Source organism: Lysinibacillus sp. 38-6, from assembly GCF_046245175.1.
Taxonomy (GTDB): domain Bacteria; phylum Bacillota; class Bacilli; order Bacillales_A; family Planococcaceae; genus Lysinibacillus.
The window spans coordinates 52,204-72,479 of the sequence record NZ_CP176417.1; the positions used below are offsets into that span (position 1 = coordinate 52,204).

The 20,276-nt window shown below is 39.3% G+C and carries 17 protein-coding genes; all 17 read left to right on the forward strand.

Annotated features, from left to right (window positions below):
* Positions 1-567 carry a hypothetical protein gene (locus ACKVEV_RS00300; protein ID WP_409368383.1) on the forward strand — a complete coding sequence of 189 codons (567 nt, stop codon included), beginning with the start codon at positions 1-3 and terminating at the stop codon, positions 565-567.
* 157 nt (positions 568-724) lie between these two features.
* Complete coding sequence (gene rpsB, locus ACKVEV_RS00305; protein WP_402924749.1) at positions 725-1,444, forward strand: 30S ribosomal protein S2; 720 nt, start codon at positions 725-727, stop codon at positions 1,442-1,444.
* A gap of 101 nt (positions 1,445-1,545) precedes the next feature.
* Positions 1,546-2,433 (forward strand): translation elongation factor Ts, encoded by an 888-nt coding sequence (tsf, locus tag ACKVEV_RS00310; protein ID WP_409368384.1) that lies wholly within the window; start codon positions 1,546-1,548, stop codon positions 2,431-2,433.
* 237 nt (positions 2,434-2,670) lie between these two features.
* Positions 2,671-3,396, forward strand: coding sequence for a UMP kinase (gene pyrH / locus ACKVEV_RS00315; RefSeq protein WP_402924745.1), 726 nt, complete (start codon positions 2,671-2,673; stop codon positions 3,394-3,396).
* Positions 3,396-3,953, forward strand: a complete 558-nt coding sequence (gene frr / locus ACKVEV_RS00320) for a ribosome recycling factor (protein WP_409368385.1) — start codon at positions 3,396-3,398, stop codon at positions 3,951-3,953. The genes pyrH and frr overlap by 1 nt, the downstream gene beginning before the upstream one ends.
* Positions 3,954-4,317: 364 nt before the next feature.
* Positions 4,318-5,112: an isoprenyl transferase gene (locus ACKVEV_RS00325; RefSeq protein WP_409368386.1), complete on the forward strand. Its 795-nt coding sequence runs from the start codon at positions 4,318-4,320 to the stop codon at positions 5,110-5,112.
* Positions 5,109-5,909 (forward strand): phosphatidate cytidylyltransferase, encoded by an 801-nt coding sequence (locus ACKVEV_RS00330; RefSeq protein ID WP_409368387.1) that lies wholly within the window; start codon positions 5,109-5,111, stop codon positions 5,907-5,909. Before ACKVEV_RS00325 ends, ACKVEV_RS00330 begins: the two co-directional genes overlap by 4 nt.
* Before the next feature lie 206 nt (positions 5,910-6,115).
* Positions 6,116-7,261 (forward strand): 1-deoxy-D-xylulose-5-phosphate reductoisomerase, encoded by a 1,146-nt coding sequence (gene dxr, locus ACKVEV_RS00335; RefSeq protein WP_409368388.1) that lies wholly within the window; start codon positions 6,116-6,118, stop codon positions 7,259-7,261.
* Between the two features lie 48 nt (positions 7,262-7,309).
* Entirely contained in the window at positions 7,310-8,572 is a 1,263-nt protein-coding gene (rseP, locus tag ACKVEV_RS00340) for an RIP metalloprotease RseP (protein WP_409368390.1), read from the forward strand.
* A gap of 194 nt (positions 8,573-8,766) precedes the next feature.
* Positions 8,767-10,473, forward strand: a complete 1,707-nt coding sequence (locus ACKVEV_RS00345) for a proline--tRNA ligase (RefSeq protein ID WP_409368391.1) — start codon at positions 8,767-8,769, stop codon at positions 10,471-10,473.
* 219 nt (positions 10,474-10,692) lie between these two features.
* The gene (locus ACKVEV_RS00350; protein WP_409368392.1) at positions 10,693-15,024 is read left to right on the forward strand and encodes a PolC-type DNA polymerase III; all 4,332 of its coding nucleotides are present in this window, start codon (positions 10,693-10,695) and stop codon (positions 15,022-15,024) included.
* A 243-nt stretch (positions 15,025-15,267) separates the two neighbouring features.
* Positions 15,268-15,744, forward strand: a complete 477-nt coding sequence (rimP, locus tag ACKVEV_RS00355) for a ribosome maturation factor RimP (protein ID WP_409368393.1) — start codon at positions 15,268-15,270, stop codon at positions 15,742-15,744.
* Between the two features lie 24 nt (positions 15,745-15,768).
* Complete coding sequence (gene nusA / locus ACKVEV_RS00360; protein WP_409368394.1) at positions 15,769-16,902, forward strand: transcription termination factor NusA; 1,134 nt, start codon at positions 15,769-15,771, stop codon at positions 16,900-16,902.
* 206 nt (positions 16,903-17,108) lie between these two features.
* A complete protein-coding gene (gene rnpM, locus ACKVEV_RS00365; RefSeq protein WP_409368395.1) occupies positions 17,109-17,387 on the forward strand; it encodes an RNase P modulator RnpM in 279 nt (92 codons plus the stop codon).
* Complete coding sequence (locus ACKVEV_RS00370) at positions 17,384-17,692, forward strand: YlxQ family RNA-binding protein (protein ID WP_409368396.1); 309 nt, start codon at positions 17,384-17,386, stop codon at positions 17,690-17,692. The genes rnpM and ACKVEV_RS00370 overlap by 4 nt, the downstream gene beginning before the upstream one ends.
* A gap of 14 nt (positions 17,693-17,706) precedes the next feature.
* Complete coding sequence (gene infB, locus ACKVEV_RS00375; protein ID WP_409368397.1) at positions 17,707-19,995, forward strand: translation initiation factor IF-2; 2,289 nt, start codon at positions 17,707-17,709, stop codon at positions 19,993-19,995.
* The gene (locus tag ACKVEV_RS00380; protein ID WP_402924718.1) at positions 19,995-20,273 is read left to right on the forward strand and encodes a DUF503 domain-containing protein; all 279 of its coding nucleotides are present in this window, start codon (positions 19,995-19,997) and stop codon (positions 20,271-20,273) included. Before infB ends, ACKVEV_RS00380 begins: the two co-directional genes overlap by 1 nt.
* The last annotated feature ends 3 nt before the right edge of the window (positions 20,274-20,276 follow it).

Below are 20,276 nucleotides of genomic sequence, written 5' to 3' on the forward strand. Positions count from 1 at the left end.
ATGACAACCATACTAATAGCTGTACTCTTTGTTTTACAGCTACTATCATTTTATTTCATAATTATTTTGAATACAAAATTAGCGAAATTCAAAGATTTAGAAAAAAAGCAGGAACGTTTAATGCGTGAAATGGATGATTCCATCAGTCTTTATTTAGCTGAAATGAAAGATGAAAACAATCGTCTCATTCAAGCGTTACAAGTCGTACCAAAACCGCAAAAGACAGCTACTGTCCCACAAAAGCGCGCTGCATCGCAAAATAATCAAGGACAGCCGTTGGCGCACAAAGAAAGTCAAACGAAGGATGCGGGGCGAGATCACGAGCCGCGTATTTTGATGCCGAAAAATATCGTAGCGAATGCCTATTCACGCCAACAGGTAGGAGCAACTTCTGTACAAGTTACATCGCCGGAGCCGCCTCCAGTGCAAAAAGAAGAGCCTCAACCATTAACGTTGGAACAACAAATTGTGCAGATGGCGAAGCAAGGGAAAACGGCAGAGGAAATTGCCAAAAAGCTGCAAAAAGGCAAGACAGAAATCGAGCTTTTATTGAAATTCCATAGCTAAAACAGTTGCGAATGCTATAAAGCTGTGATATAGTAGCAAATGGTGTTATTACTACACACGCATTTTGATGCAGTAAGTGGTGCTCTAAGATTAGGGTAGCTTGTTGCAGACGATAAATGCGGAGGAAAAAAACCAAACATTCTAGGAGGAAATTCACATGTCAGTAATTTCTATGAAACAATTACTTGAAGCTGGTGTACATTTCGGTCACCAAACTCGTCGTTGGAACCCAAAAATGAAGAAATATATCTTCGTTGAGCGTAACGGGATCTACATCATCGACTTACAAAAAACTGTTAAAAAATTAGAGGAAGCTTATGACTTCATGCGTCAAGTTGGTCAAGACGGTGGTAAAGTTCTTTTCGTTGGTACGAAAAAACAAGCACAAGAAGCGATCAAAGACGAAGCTGAACGTTCAGGCAACTACTACATCAACCAACGTTGGTTAGGTGGTACTCTTACTAACTTCGGTACAATTCAAAAACGTGTTGCACGTATGAAAGCTATCGAAAAAATGGAAGAAGAAGGAACTTTCGAAGTTCTTCCTAAAAAAGAAGTAATCCAACTTAAAAAAGAACACGAACGTCTAGTTAAATTCTTAGGCGGTATCCGTGATATGCACGATCTTCCAGACGTTATGTTCGTGGTTGACCCACGCAAAGAACGTATCGCTGTTGCAGAAGCTCGTAAATTAAACATCCCTCTAGTAGGTATTGTTGATACAAACTGTGATCCAGATGAAATCGACTATGTTATCCCTGCTAATGACGATGCTATTCGCGCTGTTAAACTTTTAACTGCTAAAATGGCTGACGCTTTAATCGAGTCAAAACAAGGTGAAGAAGAAGCTCCAGCTACAGAAGCTGCTGCTGAGTAATTCACGTTTACAAAAAGGTGATAAGTGGCTCAAAACCCTTATCACCTTTTTTAGAACCTATCATTGAAATAAGTTTAACCAATTTGAGGAGGCAACACTAAATGGCAAACATTACTGCACAATTAGTAAAAGAATTACGCGAAAAAACTGGCGCTGGTATGATGGATTGTAAAAAAGCGTTAGTACAAACTGATGGTGACCTAGAAGCTGCAATCGATTTCCTACGTGAAAAAGGTCTTTCTTCAGCTGCTAAAAAAGCTGACCGTATCGCTGCAGAAGGTACAACTTATATTTTAGAAAAAGGTAACGAAGCAATTATCATTGAAGTAAACGCTGAAACTGACTTCGTTGCGAAAAACGATAAATTCCAAGTATTAGTTTCTGCTTTAGCTGAGCAATTACTTGCTGCTAAACCAGCTTCAGTAGAAGCTGCATTAGAGCTTGAAAATGCAGAAGGCGTAAAAATCGCTGACCAAATTTCAACAGCAGTAGCAACAATCGGTGAAAAAATTACACTTCGTCGTTTCGAAATCAAAACGAAAACTGATGCAGATGCATTCGGTTCTTACCTACACATGGGCGGCCGTATTGGTGTATTAGTATCTTTAGAAGGTTCTACAGATGCAGCAGCTGCTAAAGATATCGCTATGCATATCGCAGCTATTAACCCAACTTACGTTTCTCGTGACGAAGTTTCTGCTGAAGAAGTTGAACGTGAGCGTAAAGTGTTAACTGAACAAGCACTTAACGAAGGTAAACCAGAAAACATCGTAGCGAAAATGGTTGAAGGTCGTCTTGGTAAATACTTCGAAGACGTTTGCTTACTTGACCAATCATTCGTTAAAAACTCAGACCAAAAAGTTCGCGACTTCGTTGCTACAACTGGTGGTTCTGTAACTGGCTTCGTACGTTATGCTGTTGGTGAAGGTATCGAAAAACGCGAAGATAACTTTGCTGAAGAAGTAATGAGCCAAGTTAAAGGTAACTAATTTGTAAACTAGTTCACTTGTTGAATTGGCTTACATTTGATCCTAATCAAATAATAACTAGATTTTCTAGACAAAAAATGGGGAACACAACATAACGTGTTCCCTATTTTTCCGAAAAGAGCTAAAAAACGATAGAATTTTCTATTACCATTATTCACAACTAGCAATTATTGTTAGATATACTATAATGGAAAAGGAATAGAAATGTTTTAAATAAATGTCTGACGGAGGTTTACAATGAGTGTGCCACAATATAAACGAGTAGTTATTAAACTAAGTGGTGAAGCGTTAGCAGGAGAGGCTGGCTTCGGATTATCACCAAAAATTATCAAGTCTGTTGCAGAAGAAGTAAAAGAAGTAGTAGATCTTGATGTAGAAGTTGCTGTTGTTGTAGGTGGCGGTAATATATGGCGTGGAAAAATCGGTAGTGAAATGGGCATGGATCGTGCAGCAGCTGACTATATGGGCATGCTAGCAACGGTTATGAACTCATTAGCATTACAAGATGCTCTTGAAAAATTAGGTATCGAAACACGCGTGCAATCTTCTATTGTGATGACACAAGTAGCAGAGCCATATATTCGTCGTAAAGCAGTTCGTCATTTAGAGAAAAAGCGTGTAGTTATTTTTGCTGCAGGTACAGGTAACCCGTTCTTCTCTACAGATACAACTGCTGCATTACGTGCTGCTGAAATTGACGCAGATGCGATTTTAATGGCGAAAAACAATGTAGACGGTGTCTACTCTGCAGATCCAAAGGTCGATACTACTGCCATCAAATATGATACACTCACATACTTAGACGTTATTCAACAAGGGTTACAAGTAATGGACTCAACTGCTTCAACACTTTGTATGGATAACGATATTCCGTTAATTGTCTTCTCAATTACGGAGCCAGGTAATATTAAACGTGCCGTACAGGGCGAAAAAATTGGAACAGTTGTTAGGAGGAATGCATAATGGCTAAACAAGTTTTAGAACAAGCAAAAGAAAAAATGAATAAATCGATTGCTGCTTTTTCACGTGAACTAGCATCAATCCGTGCAGGTCGTGCAAACGCATCTCTATTAGATCGAATTTCTGTAGAGTATTATGGAGCACCAACACCAATCAATCAACTTGCAGGTGTTGCTGTCCCAGAAGCGCGTTTACTAGTGATCACACCTTACGATAAAACGATTTTAGGCGAAATCGAAAAAGCGATTATGAAATCGGATATTGGTATTACACCAACTAATGATGGTTCAGTTATTCGTTTAATGATTCCAGCATTAACAGAAGAGCGTCGTAAAGACCTTGTAAAACAAGTGAAAAAAGAAGCAGAAGATGCGAAAATCGCAGTACGTAACGTTCGTCGCGATGCAAATGACGATCTTAAAAAACTTGAAAAAGCTGGCGAAATCACAGAAGATGATCTACGTGGATACAGTGATGATATCCAAAAATTAACAGATGATTTCATCGTGAAAGTAGATCAAGTAGCGAAAGAAAAAGAAAAAGAAATTTTAGAAGTGTAAGCAGGCGCTTTACATTTCTACGATGGAACTTTTTGATGAGATGAAGGCGTCCTATACATAACAGGACGTCTTTTCTCTTTTATTGTAAATGTATTCATTTCTTATCGATGCTACGATTCTCAGCTGTCATCTATGCGCTGAAACGTTTAACATGCCGTATAACTAGTAAATGCCTAAACAGTTTTGTTCAGGTATGCTAGCAGTTGAAGAATGTAGAAAGACAAGATTGTTCTTTGCGATGTATGTTGTTCTAAAATAAGGTAGTTCATACATAGTCAATTAGAGGGAAAAAAAAGACAAAAGGCACTTTTGTTTGTTATGATAGGTTAGTATACGTCCGATTAGTTGTAGTGGGGGAGTTAGCATGTTTAAGAAGCTATTAGGTAAACAAGTAAATATGGATACACTATCATTGGAGGAACGTGTTGCCCATTCGAAAAGCGAGCCGATTCCTGCCCATGTAGCGATTATTATGGACGGAAATGGACGTTGGGCTAAAAAACGTGCCATGCCACGTGTTGCAGGGCACCACGAAGGTATGAAGACAGTACGGAAGGTAACTAGATTTGCATCTGATCTTGGCATAAAAGTATTAACAGTGTATGCGTTCTCTACAGAAAACTGGAAACGACCAAAACCAGAAGTCGATTTTCTCATGCGTCTACCTGTCGAATTTTTAGGTTCCTTTTTACCGGAAATGATGGAGCGCAACGTGCGTGTTGAAATGATTGGTGATCCGACACTTCTACCAGCCCATACACAAAAAGCATTGTATGAGGCGATGGAGGAGACGAAACACAATACAGGGTTAATTTTAAATTTTGCATTAAATTATGGCAGTCGATCAGAAATGGTAAGTGCCATGAAAGCGATGCTACAAAAAGTACAGGACGGTCAATTAACAATACAAGACATAAATGAGGAATGTATGACAGCTCATTTAATGACAGCTCATCTACCAGAGCCAGACTTACTAATTCGTACAAGTGGTGAAGTAAGATTAAGTAACTTTATGTTATGGCAGCTCGCCTATACGGAATTTTGGTTTACGGATACATTGTGGCCAGATTTTAGTGAGGAAAACTTGCTGGAAGCGGTGGAAAACTATCAAAAACGTAATCGCCGTTATGGTGGGTTGAAGGGAGAAGAAACATCTTGAAACAACGAATCATCACAGCAATCATTGCAGCGGCACTGTTTATTCCGTTTGTTATTTACGGAAAAGTGCCATTTACACTACTCGTACTAGCAATGGCTGTTGTAGGCTTTTATGAAATACTCAAAATGAAAAGTATTTCGATTATTTCAGTACCTGGATTTATCGGGTTACTGACACTCATTATGCTTGTTATACCAACAGACTGGGCGAATGAAGTAATACATGCCATTGGCTATTCGTCTTTAATTATGGTTATTTATGGACTAGTCATGCTCTTGCTTATTTATGTCGTCCTAGTAAAAAATAAAATAACTTTTGATGAAATTGGCTTTATTTTGCTTGGTGCCTTTTATGTAGGATTAGGTTTCCATTATTTAATTGAAACAAGAAGCTACGGTCTTGAGTTTGTTGTCTATTGCTTACTTGTTGTGTGGACGACAGATTCAGGTGCCTATTTTGTGGGTAGAAAATTAGGGAAAAATAAGCTGTGGCCTGAAATTTCACCGAAGAAAACTATTGAAGGCTTTATTGGTGGGATTGTTATTGCGGTTATTTTTGCGATCGCTATGCAAGCGATCTATCCATTTGCGAACGGTTATGTGTCTCTAATTTTTATCACAATTTTTGCTTCCATCATTGGACAGATGGGCGATTTAGTGGAGTCAGCCATCAAGCGTCATTTTGATGTAAAAGATTCGGGCAATATTTTGCCAGGGCATGGTGGGATTTTAGACCGCTTTGATAGTTTATTATTCGTCGTGCCATTACTCCATTTTTTACATCTTTTCGGTAGCTAAATGGTTGAAACTACTGTGTAGTATTTCTTTATGTGATTGCGTTATGTTTAGAAATAACGAACAGTTAATGGAGCGGAAGACGCAACTTCAGCGGGAAAAGCAGCGAAGAAACAGTTTGCTGCTTTCCCGTTGAAACTTAGGCGTCAGTAGCATAATGATGCGAATGTAACATGATTCGCTAAGATAGAAAAAGGGGACGTTTTGTCGTGAAAAAAATTAGTTTATTGGGTGCAACTGGTTCTATCGGTTGGCAAACCTATGATATTTTAAAAGAACAACGTGAAGCATTTCATCTTGTAGCGTTTTCTTCAGGAAAAAACATAGAAAAAACACGTGATATAATCGAAACCTTAAAGCCAGAACTCGTATCTGTTCAGCTTGAGGAAGATGCACGTATGCTCGCAAAAGACTATCCGCAAGTACACTTTACATTCGGTGCCAAAGGACTTGTAGAGGTTGCGACCCATCCTGATTCGACGGTACTAGTTAATGCAGTGCTCGGTAGCGTTGGTCTTGAATCTACATTAGCTGCCATTCGCATGGGTAAAACGATTGCTATTGCAAATAAAGAAACACTTGTTACAGCAGGGCATTTAGTGATGGCGGAAGCGAAAAAATATAATGTGCCAATATTACCGGTAGATAGTGAGCATTCTGCTATATTCCAATCGATGAATGGTGAAAATCCGAAAAATATTGAACGTTTAATTATTACAGCTTCAGGTGGTAGTTTCCGCGACAAAACACGTGAAGAGTTAAAACATGTTACGGTTGCAGATGCACTCAATCATCCGAACTGGTCGATGGGGGCAAAAATTACGATTGACTCAGCAACTATGATGAATAAAGGGCTTGAAGTGATAGAAGCACATGTTTTGTTTGATATGCCTTATGATAAAATTGATGTACTTTTACACAGAGAAAGTATTATTCACTCTCTAGTTGAGTATCATGATACTAGCGTTCTAGCGCAGCTTGGTACGCCGGACATGCGTGTGCCGATCCAATACGCTTTAAGCTATCCAGATCGTATGCCACTACATAATGGGCAACGACTTAATTTAGCACAAATTGGTCAGCTCCATTTTAAAGAAATGGATTTAGAACGTTATCCAGCCTTGCGCTTAGCTTATGAGGCAGGGCGAACAGGTGGTACGATTTTAACTGCCATGAATGCCGCAAATGAAGCAGCCGTTGCCGCGTTTTTACAAGGCAAAATAACATTCCTTGAGATTGATGAAACAATTGAGCGTGTCATGCAGGCACACAATAATGTGTTCGTGCCAGATTTGCAAACCATTTTACATGTAGACAGAGAAACAAGAAAAATCGTGTTAGACATGGTAAAATAACGACAGAAAGCTATCGTTAACTATTCGCTTTTAAAGAGGTGGGGTATTATGCAAACAGCCATTGCATTTATATTAATATTTGGCTTGCTCGTGTTCTTCCATGAACTTGGTCACTTCCTATTTGCAAAACGTGCAGGAATTATGGTACGTGAATTCGCAATCGGTATGGGCCCGAAAATTTACGGGAAAATGCATGGTGAAACAATTTATACAATCCGTTTATTGCCAATCGGTGGTTATGTCCGTATGGCAGGAGAGGATATGGATGGCATTGAATTACAGCCAGGTTACCGTGTAGGCATTATTGTCAATGACGATAATATCGTAAAAAAAATTATTTTCAATCAAAATAATAGACAATTGCCAGATTTATTATTTTTAGAAGTAGAACGCGCTGATTTAGAACGAGAGTTATTTATTGAAGGCTATGATGACGAGGAAAAATTAGTACGTTATCAAGTTGCACGAGATTGTGTTGTTGTAGAAAATGGGAAAGAAACGGTCATAGCACCATATGATCGTCAATTTAATGCCAAAACAGTCGGCCAACGTGCAATGACCATTTTTGCTGGTCCATTATTTAACTTTATATTAGCATTTTTCATTTATATGCTAATTGGTATATTAAACGGTGTACCAACGTACGAGCCGATTATTACGGAAGTCGTAGCAAATGATCCAGCCGCACAGGCAGGTATGCTTGCGGGAGATAAGGTCACTTCAATCGATGGACAAGCAGTTGAAAAATGGCAAGATCTAGCCGCTATTGTGCAGAAACGTCCAAACCAAACTGTGAATGTCACAGTTGAGCGTGGGGGACAAATCGAAAGCCTCAACATGACCGTGAAGGCAGTTAAGCAGGACGGCAAGACATACGGCCAAATCGGTGTGAAGTATGAAAGTCCTCGTGTTTTTAATCCTTTAAAGGCTGTCGTCTATGGAGCTCAGGAAACGTATAATATGACGGCTAAAATCTTTGAACTATTAGGCATGCTAATTACAGGTCAATTTACGATTGATGCCCTATCAGGACCTGTAGGTATTTATAAAACGACTGAGGAAGTTGCGACATGGGGAATTTTCGCATTAATGAATTTTGCCGCGATGCTTAGCATTAACCTTGGTATTATGAACCTATTACCACTGCCTGCATTAGATGGAGGACGCTTACTGTTCTTTGGTTTTGAAGCTGTAAGAGGGAAACCAATTGATCGTCAAAAAGAAGGTATGGTTCATTTCGTAGGTATTGTACTGCTAATGATTTTAATGGTCGTTGTGACGTGGAACGATATACAACGATTCTTCTTCTAACAAGTTTTACGACAGTTAACTTTCGTATGGCCGATGTCTAATAGCGTATAGAACGCTTTAACAGGTTATGCCAAAGTGCAATGACATTGTCAAATAGCTTTGAGCGCAATTGTTTTGAAACATTGCGTTCAAAGCTAAATTTGTTTATGCTAATTAGAGTATGAATTTATTTATTAAAAAAGGTGGAACACTGAATGAAGCAAAGTAAAACATTTATCCCAACGCTACGTGAAGTACCTGCGGATGCAGATGTAAAATCACATAAGCAATTATTACGTGCAGGGTTTATTCGTCAAAATACAAGTGGGGTATATTCGTATTTACCGCTTGCAAAACGTGTGTTAACAAAAATTGAAAATATTATTCGTGAAGAGATGGAAGCCATCAACTCAATCGAATTATTAATGCCTGCATTGCAATCTGCTGAGCTATGGCAAGAATCAGGCCGTTGGGAAAAATACGGTCCCGAATTGATGCGATTACAAGATCGCCATAACCGCGATTTTGCTTTAGGACCAACACATGAAGAAGTCATTACTACTTTAGTACGCGATGAAATTAAATCATATAAAAAATTACCTTTAACACTCTATCAAATTCAAACAAAATTCCGTGATGAAAAACGCCCTCGTTTCGGTTTATTGCGAGGAAGAGAGTTTATTATGAAGGATGCTTATTCTTTCCATGCTTCTCGCGAAAGCTTAGATGAAACGTATGATGATATGTACCGTGCATACTCTAATATTTTCTCACGTTTAGGCTTAAACTATCGCGCAGTTATTGCGGATGCTGGTTCAATCGGTGGGAAAGGTACACATGAATTTATGGTGCTATCTGAAATTGGAGAAGATACAATTGCATACTCTGATACATCAGATTATGCGGCAAACATTGAGATGGCAGAAGTAACTGTAGAGTATCAACCATCTAACGAAGCATTACAAGATCTTGAAAAAGTCGCAACGCCAGATCAAAAAACAATTGAAGAAGTTTCGGCATTTTTACAAGTGCCAGCATCTAATGTAATTAAGTCATTAGTCTTTAATGTAGATGAGGAATTAGTTGTTGTACTTGCACGTGGTGATCACGAAATTAATGATATTAAATTGAAAAATGCGCTAGATGCTGGTTCTGTAGAACTTGCAGATGAGGCAGCTATTCGTCAGTTATTAGGCTGTGGAGTGGGCTCAATCGGTCCTGTAAAATTACCAGTAGACGTAAAAGTGGTAGCAGACCATGCTATTAAATCTATTCGCAATGGTGTAGCTGGTGCAAATGAAGACGGCTTCCATTTAGTAAATGTTAACCCAGAGCGTGATTTCGCCGTAAATGAATACTTAGATATTCGCTTTATCCAAGAAGGAGATCCATCACCAGATGGACAAGGTATCATTAAATTTGCTGAAGGTATTGAAGTGGGCCATATTTTCAAATTAGGCACAACCTATTCTGAAAAAATGAATGGTACATTTTTAGATGAGCAAGGCAAAGCACAGCCATTTATTATGGGATGCTATGGTATTGGTGTGTCACGTATTTTAGCGGCTGTCGCTGAACATTTCCAAGATGATAATGGCTTTACTTGGCCGACACAATTAGCACCATATGATATTCATGTCGTGCCTGTCAATACGAAAGACGAAGCACAAGTTACGTTAGCCAATGAATTATATGGTTTATTAAAATCATATCGTTATGATGTACTTATAGATGATCGTGCTGAACGTGCAGGCGTTAAATTTGCAGATGCAGATTTAATTGGTTTACCTGTTCGTGTAACAGTTGGGAAAAAGGCAACAGAAGGTGTTGTCGAAGTCAAATTCCGTCAAACTGGCGAAACATTTGAATGGAAAAAAGAAGAGGTCATTGATCGCTTAAATGAATTTTTCCGTAAAAATTAATATCCTTTTGGGCGACTTTAGTCCAAAGTTCAATTAGCAACAAGTAAACGAATTCGCGACACTCCTACGGGAAGTTAAGCAAACCTCACAAAAAGCAATGTGAGGTTTGCGGATTTACCCGTGGAAAGGGAGCGAATTTTTTTGCATCATATTCAAATCATAAAAGAATAAAAGGCTTTTTAGACTGTTTCTCATTAAAGTGAAAGTAGGTGTCATTGATTGGAACAGCAACAAGAAGCAAGACAAAGATTTCAAATGCTCTTGCAGCAACTAGAGTTAACAGATGATGTATATATGTCTTTTTTTGAAGATGGTGAATTATCCCGTTTAACAGTGCATAAAAAAGATAGACTCTGGCATTTTAATATTAAATTACGTGGCATCCTGCCATTTCCGTTATATCAACTATTTCGAACACATCTAGCTGAAAAATTTGCTGCGATTGCACAAATCGAAACAACGTTTGAAACAGTTGAAAAAAATGTGACGGAAGAACTTATCCAAACGTATTGGTTAACCATCATTGAGCAAATTGACGATATGTCACCACCATTAAAAAACTGCCTCGTGTCGCAAGTCCCGATGTGGAATGGGCAAAAAATTACATTATCCTGTATGCAGGAAATGGAACAAATGATGCTGAAAACAAAATATGCTGAAAAGTTAGCAGTTAGCTACAGTCAATTTGGTTTTCCACCGATTGCTTTTGATTTTATGCTGCAAGAGCAATCAGATGAAATGCGTGAGGCGCAGGAAGCCTTTGTTGAACAAAAACGTTTAGAAGAAGCGGCGATGGCTCAGCAAGCGATGCAAGACTTCCAAAAACGCGAGCAAGAGAAAAAGGACAATCCAGCATTGGCAGGGCTTGGTGACCGTCCATTCCAACTTGGTATGCATATTAAAGACGATGAAATTATGGAAATTAAGCGCATAGTGGAAGAAGAACGTCGCGTTATTATTGAAGGCTTTGTTTTTGATACCGAAATTAGAGAGTTAAAAAGTGGACGTTCGCTGCTGCAAATTAAAATTACCGACTATACAGATTCCATCGTCGTTAAAATGTTCTCGCGAGATAATGATGATGCAGAACTGATGCAACATTTGAAAAAAGGTATGTGGGTAAAAGTGCGCGGCTCTGTTCAAACGGATACCTTTATTCGTGATTTAATTGTCATGGCCAATGACATTAACGAAATTAAAAAAGAAACACGACAAGATAAAGCACCTGAGGGTGAAAAACGTGTAGAGCTACATTTGCACACGCCAATGAGTCAAATGGATGCCGTTACGCCAGTTGATCGACTAGTGGCACAGGCCGCCAAATGGGGCCATCCAGCCATTGCTATAACCGACCATGCGGTAGTGCAGTCATTCCCAGAGGCTTATAGTGCGGGGAAAAAACATGGCATAAAAGTCATTTACGGTTTAGAAGCAAATTTAGTAGATGATGGTGTACCGATTGCTTATGCTTCTGAACATCGTGCATTAGACGAAGCAACTTATGTAGTCTTCGACGTCGAAACGACAGGCCTTTCTACTGCTTACGATACGATTATTGAGCTCGCAGCAGTAAAAATTAAAGGTGGGCATGTTATCGACAAATACGAAAGCTTTGCCAATCCACATCATGCATTATCCGCTACAACAATCGAACTGACCGGTATTACCGATGATATGGTGCGCAATGCGCCGGAAGTGGAACAAGTTATCCATGAGTTCCATGCCTTTATAGGGGACGCGATCGTCGTAGCACATAATGCCTCTTTCGATATGGGCTTCTTATATACCGGCTATAAAAAATATGGACTTGAAGAAACTGTACATCCTGTTATCGATACATTAGAGCTTGCCCGGCTGCTCCATCCAACGATGAAAAATCATCGACTCAATACACTGTGTAAGAAATTCGGCATTGAATTAACACAGCATCACCGTGCCATTTATGATACAGAAGCAACCGGCTACTTATTGTTACATCTGTTGAAAGAAGCGGATGAAATGGGTATTAAATATCATGATGATTTCAATAAGCATGTTGGTGGGGGCGATGCTTATAAAAAAGCACGACCGATGCATTGTACGATTTTAGCAGTCAATAATGATGGATTGAAAAATTTATTTAAAATTGTATCCCATTCGCATACCCAAACTTTTTACCGCGTACCTCGCGTAACACGCTCCACATTGGAACGGTATAGAGAGGGGCTTTTAGTCGGCTCAGGTTGCAGTAACGGTGAAGTGTTTGAGACGATGATGAATAAATCCCCCGAAGAAGCGGAGAAAGTTGCACGATTTTACGATTATATTGAAGTGCAACCGAAAGCAGTCTATGCACCTTTAATTGAGCGCAATGTCGTCCGAGATGAATGGACAATTGAAGATATTATTCGCAAGCTAGTCAAGCTCGGCAAAAAGATGGATAAGCCTGTCGTTGCGACTGGTAATGTTCATTATCTAGATCCTAACGATGCGATGTTTAGACAAATACTAATTGGTTCCCAAGGTGGCGCCAATATTTTAAATAAATCGAAGTTACCCGAAGTTCATTTTAGAACGACGGACGAAATGTTGAAGGAATTTGATTTTTTAGGTCCAGATCTTGCAAAAGAAATCGTTGTCACAAATACGCAAAAAGTCGCCGATATGATTGATGATGTCAAGCCGATTAAAGACGATTTATATACACCAAAAATTGAAGGCTCTGATGATGAAGTAACGAATTTAACGTATGAAATGGCTCATCGTATTTACGGTGAAGAATTACCTGAAATTGTGAAAGCACGTATCGAAAAAGAGTTAAAGTCGATTTTAGGTCATGGTTTCGGCGTTATTTACTTGATTTCCGCAAAGCTCGTAAAAAAATCACTGGCGGATGGTTACTTAGTAGGTTCTCGTGGGTCAGTAGGTTCATCATTAGTGGCAACATTTATGGAGATTACGGAAGTAAACCCATTACCGCCGCATTATATTTGTCCAAATTGTAAGCATTCGGAGTTTTTCGATGACGGTTCGGTTAGCTCCGGCTATGACTTACCAAACAAAGACTGTAGCGAGTGTGGCACGCCATATAAAAAAGATGGACAAGATATTCCGTTTGAAACATTCCTTGGATTTAAAGGAGATAAGGTACCGGATATTGATTTGAATTTCTCAGGTGAATACCAACCACAAGCCCACAACTATACAAAAGTACTGTTTGGTGAAGATTATGTTTTCCGTGCTGGAACAATTGGTACTGTCGCGGAGAAAACAGCCTATGGCTACGTCAAAGGTTATGCGAGCGACAATAATCTTCATTTCCGTGGTGCTGAAGTAGACCGTTTAGTACAAGGATGTACAGGTGTTAAACGAACGACAGGACAACACCCAGGTGGGATTATCGTTGTACCGGATTATATGGATATTTACGATTTCTCGCCCGTGCAGTTCCCTGCGGATGCACAAGACTCCGAGTGGAAAACAACGCACTTTGATTTCCACTCGATTCACGACAATATTTTAAAGCTCGATATTCTAGGACACGATGATCCGACCGTCATTCGTATGTTACAAGATTTATCTGGAATTGATCCAAAAACAATTCCAACAGATGATCCGGTTGTCATGAAAATTTTTAGTTCGCCCGAATCGCTCGGTGTAACAGAAAAGCAAATAGGTTGTAAAACAGGGACATTGGGTATTCCCGAATTCGGTACACGATTTGTTCGTCAAATGCTTGAAGATACTAAACCATCTACATTCTCAGAGCTTGTTCAAATTTCGGGACTTTCTCACGGAACGGACGTATGGCTCGGAAACGCGCAAGAACTTATTCACAATGGAACTTGCGTATTAAAAGAAGTAATTGGCTGTCGTGACGACATTATGGTGTATTTAATATACCAAGGACTAGAACCATCTTTAGCCTTTAAAATAATGGAATCTGTACGTAAAGGGAAAGGCTTATCGGAAGAATTTGAAGCAGAGATGCTTGCAAATAAAGTACCTGGATGGTATATCGAATCATGTAAAAAAATTAAATACATGTTCCCTAAAGCCCATGCGGCTGCTTATGTATTAATGGCTGTTCGTATTGCATGGTTTAAAGTGCATTTCCCAATCTTGTATTACGCTGCTTATTTCACTGTCAGAGCGGACGACTTTGATTTGATTTCGATGACGCAAGGTTCACAAATGATTCGAGCGAAAATTGATGAGATTAATATTAAGGGCTTAGATGCGTCAACAAAAGAGAAAAACTTGTTAACAGTAATGGAACTTGCGCTGGAAATGTGTGAACGTGGTATGAGCTTCCAAAAAGTTGACTTGTATCGTTCGCAAGCGAGTGAGTTTATTATTGATGGCAATTCTTTAATTCCACCGTTTGATGCGATTCCAGGACTCGGAACGAACGTTGCGAAAACAATTGTAGCTGCACGTGAAAATGGTGAGTTTTTATCGAAAGAAGATTTACAACAACGTGGACGTGTGTCCAAAACATTAATTGAGTACATGGATCAATTAGGGTGTTTGGAAGGCATGCCAGATGCCAATCAGTTATCACTTTTCTAGTAAGAGCGAATTATCTAAATTAAGGAAGTTTGCATTGTGACGTGAAATGTGCTATTCTTATGGTAATAATTTGTTGATAGTTTTCCAGCAAAAGAGTGGGGCATTCCCGCTCTTTTCTGTTGTTATACCGAAGCAAAACAAATTTTTTAGACTAACAGCAGGTAAGACCGTCAAATTTCACCAACATTACTGGTGGAATTTCTGTTTTATTACGCCTGAAATTGAAAAACGCAGGAGGAAACAATGAGCAAAGTACCATCTTTAATTGAAGAACTCGCTACACCGATTGTTGAAGAGTTAAATCTTGAGTTGGTGGATGTCGAGTTTGTGAAAGAAGGACGTAACTGGTTTTTACGTGTTTATGTAGATACACCTGAGGGTGGAATTGACATTGGCCAATGTGCTCAAGTTAGTGAACGACTTTGTTTACTGTTGGATGAAAAAGATCCTATTACACAAAATTATTATTTAGAAGTGTCTTCACCAGGTGCAGAACGTCCATTAAAAAAAGATACTGATTTTCAAAAAGCCGTTGGCAAATTTATCTATGTAAAAACCTACGAGCCTATCAAGGACATGAAGGAATTCCAAGGCTACTTAACGTCATACGATGAACATACATTAGTGATGGAAGTACCCGTTAAAACCCGCAAAATGACAGTAACAATTGAACAAGAAAAAATCGCTTTGGCACGCCTTGCCATCGATTTTTCAGCATAATGCATATTTAGGAGTGAAAATAAAATGAGTAGTGATTTGTTAGATGCGCTAACGGCGCTGGAAGAACAAAAAGGAATTTCAAGAGATGTGTTAATCGAAGCGATAGAGGCTGCCTTAGTGACAGCTTACAAGCGCAACTTTAACCAAGCTCAAAATGTTCGTGTAGACTTAAACTTAGACAAAGGCTCAATTCGTGTGTTTTCACGTAAAGATGTTGTAGAAGAAGTTGAAGATGATCGTTTACAAATTGCACTAGAAGATGCTAAGGCAATCAACCCTGCTTATCAATTAGAAGATATAGTTGAACAAGAGGTAACGCCTCGAAACTTCGGTCGTATTGCTGCACAAACAGCGAAGCAAGTCGTTACACAACGTGTACGTGAAGCTGAACGTGGATTAATTTATGAGCAATATGTAGATCGAGAAGATGATATTGTAACGGGTGTTGTAGAGCGTTTAGATGCACGTAATATTTACGTAGGGCTTGGGAAAGTAGAAGCTGCATTACCACAAAACGAACAAATCCAAGGTGAAACGTATCACCCACACGACCGTATTAAAGTGTATATTACTAAGGTTGAACGTACGACTCGTGGCCCACAGGTCATCGTGTCACGCACGCATCCAGGCTTATTACGTCGATTATTTGAAATGGAAGTGCCTGAAATTTATGAAGGCATTGTCGAAATCAAATCAATTGCTCGTGAAGCAGGTGATCGTTCTAAAATTTCTGTGCATGCACATAACGAAGAAATTGATCCAGTAGGCTCATGTGTAGGCGCAAAAGGTGCTCGTGTACAAACAATTGTCAATGAATTAAACGGTGAGAAAATCGATATCGTTGAGTGGTCAGAAGACCCTGTTGTATTTGTTGCAAATGCACTTAGTCCTTCAAAAGTTTTAGATGTGCAAGTAAATGAAGAAGAAAAATCAACAACTGTTGTAGTGCCAGATTACCAATTATCTTTAGCAATCGGTAAACGTGGTCAAAATGCACGTTTAGCTGCTAAATTAACTGGCTGGAAAATTGATATTAAAAGTGAAACAGATGCACGTGAATTAGGTATTTATCCATCTGCAACAAGCACTTTCATACCTGCAGAAGATAGTGATTACGAAGAAGCTGCAGTTGACTTATATCAAGACGACGAAGAATAAGTAAGAAAGCCCGTGTGACTTGTCACCTGGCTTTATTCAGTGGGCGCCCTAGGCCGACTGAATAAAGCCAGAAACTGTGGCGAAGGTTATAAATTTTGAGAGGCGTCATTGTACTCCGCAATGGTCAAATTTTAAAACGCCACCTTTGCGTGTTAGTTATGGCTAGTCCACCTCTTACGAAGCTTCAGAGAGGAAAGGTGATTCTTATGGCGATTAATAAAAAAGTACCACTTCGAAAATGCGTAGCTACTGGAGAAATGCTACCAAAAAAAGCAATGATTCGTGTTGTTCGCTCGAAAGAGGGCGAGGTAAGCGTTGATGTATCAGGGAAAAAACCTGGGCGTGGCGCCTATGTTTCAAAGTCTGAAAAGGCGGTTGACATCGCGCGTAAGAAAAATGTATTAGGGCACCAACTTGAAGCAAAAATTCCTGAAGAGATTTACGAAGAGCTATTATTGCTCATTCGTCGGGAGGCCATTTTATGAAAAATCAAGCAGTGTTCAATTTGCTTGGTATAGCGGCGAGAGCCCGAAAAGTTATTTCAGGTGAAGAGTTAGTAGTAAAGGAAGTGCGCAATGGTAATGCTAAGCTTGTATTACTTGCAAACGATGCTTCTAAAAACTCTAATAAAAAAATTCAAGATAAATGCACTTTTTACAACGTTGAGTATCATGTAGTTGGCGATCGTTATGATCTAGGACATGCTACAGGTAAGGAGGCCCGAGTGGCTTTAGCTATTACCGATAAAGGTTTTGCAAGTAAATTGTCTAGTCTACTCAACGAAAAATAATCGGGGGTGAGCAGATGACCAAAATCAGAGTTCATGAATATGCCAAACAAGTGAATAAATCGAGTAAAGAGGTTATTGAAGCGCTAAGTAAATTAAATGTAAGTGTAACGAACCATATGTCTATGTTAGAAAAAGATACTGTGACAAAGTTAGACCAATCATTTAAAACACCAACAGATAAAAGAGACGCTAAACAGCCTACTCAAAATGTAACGCAACGATCACAAGCGAATGGCCAACAGAGACCACAGCAATCGGTGAAAAAGCAAGATGGACAAAAGCAGCAGTCTGCTACGTCGAAGCCGAAAGCAAATAATTACAGTCAACAAACGCAACAAAACCCAAATTCGTCTAACGAAAAATCTAAGAATACAAAAGGTAATCAAAATAGAAATATGACACAAAATAATAATAACAACAACAATAATAATAATCGTAGAGGCGGCGGATACAACCAACGTCCAAAACCAGGAATTCATGGCGGTAAACGCCGTCATCCAAAAACGCATCAACCATCAATTCCAATGAAACAAAAAGAATTACCAGAAAAAATTACTTTTGTTGAATCATTATCAGTAGCTGAATTAGCAAAAAAATTATATCGTGAGCCATCTGAAATCATTAAAAAATTATTTATGCTTGGTGTAATGGCAACAATTAACCAAGAATTAGATAAGGATGCAATCGAGTTAATTTGCGCAGACTACGGTGTAGAAGTTGAAGAAGAGATTCGTGTAGATATTACGGATTTAGAAACACACTTCGAACAAACAGAGGAAGTAAATGAAGCTGAACTATCAGAACGTCCTCCTGTAGTAACAATTATGGGTCACGTTGACCATGGTAAAACGACGTTACTTGACTCAATTCGTCATACGAAAGTAACGGCTGGAGAAGCTGGTGGTATTACACAACATATCGGTGCATACCAAGTAACAGAAGGCGACAAAAAGATTACGTTCCTTGATACACCAGGACACGCTGCATTCACAACAATGCGTGCGCGCGGTGCGAAAGTAACGGACTTAACAATTTTAGTTGTAGCAGCAGATGATGGTGTAATGCCTCAAACTGTTGAAGCAATTAACCATGCGAAAGCTGCAGAAGTACCTATTATTGTGGCAGTCAACAAAATGGATAAACCTTCAGCAAATCCTGATCGTGTGATGCAAGAATTAACGGAACATGGTCTTGTACCTGAAGCTTGGGGTGGCGAGACAATTTTCGTACCTATTTCAGCATTAAAAGGTGAAGGTATTGATACATTGTTAGAAATGGTCTTACTTGTTGCTGAAGTGGGAGAGTTAAAAGCAAATCCAGATCGTTTAGCACTTGGTACTGTAATCGAAGCACAACTTGATAAAGGTCGTGGCTCTGTTGCAACACTGTTAGTACAAGACGGTACACTAAAAGTTGGCGATCCAATCGTAGTTGGTCATGCATATGGCCGCGTACGTGCGATGGTTAACGATAAAGGTCGTCGTGTGAAAGAAGCAGGTCCATCAACACCTGTAGAAATTACAGGATTAAACGATGTGCCACAAGCTGGTGACCGCTTCGTCGTATTCGAAGACGAAAAAACAGCTCGTCAAGTAGGGGAAACTCGTGCAATGACAGCTATTCAAGCACAACGTTCTGAAAAACAACGTGTAACGCTTGATAACTTGTTTGAACAAATGAGTCAAGGCGAAATGAAAGAGTTAAACTTAATCGTAAAAGCTGACGTGCAAGGTACTGTAGAAGCGATGGCTGCTTCATTAATGAAAATTGATGTAGAAGGCGTAAATGTGAAAATTATTCACACAGGCGCTGGTGCTATCACGGAATCAGATATTTCTCTAGCAGCAGCATCTAATGCAATTGTCATCGGGTTCAACGTACGCCCAGATACAAATGCCAAACGTGCAGCAGAAGAAGAAGGCGTAGATATTCGTCTACACCGCGTTATTTATAAAGTAATTGAAGAGATCGAGCAAGCGATGAAAGGTATGCTAGACCCAGAATTTGAAGAAAAAATTATCGGTCAAGCGGAAGTTCGTCAAACAATTAAAGTATCAAAAGTTGGTACAATTGCTGGTTCTTACGTTACAGAAGGTAAAGTAACACGCGATTCAGGCGTACGTGTTATCCGTGATAACGTTGTCATCTTCGAAGGCGAATTAGATACATTAAAACGTTTCAAAGATGAAGTAAAAGAAGTTGCAAGAGGATACGAATGTGGTATTACCATTACGAACTTCAATGACATTAAAGAAGGCGATATCATTGAAGCCTACATTATGGAAGAAGTTAAACGTGCATAATGATTGTATACGTTGAGGTAGAGTTTATCATTCAAACTGCCCATTCGTTAAAGGAAAAACGCGCTGTTTTACAGCGTATGATTACTCGCACTAAACAGAAATTTAATGTATCCATTGCCGAAATTGACCATCAAAATGTTTGGCAACGTACGAAAATAGCGCTTGTGGCTGTTTCTTCTTCGAAAGAAGCAGCAGAGCGTGAAATCAATCACGCCCTACATTATTTACAGTCAAATCCGTCCTGGGAACAGCTTAATGTGTGGCGAGACTATTTATAAGTA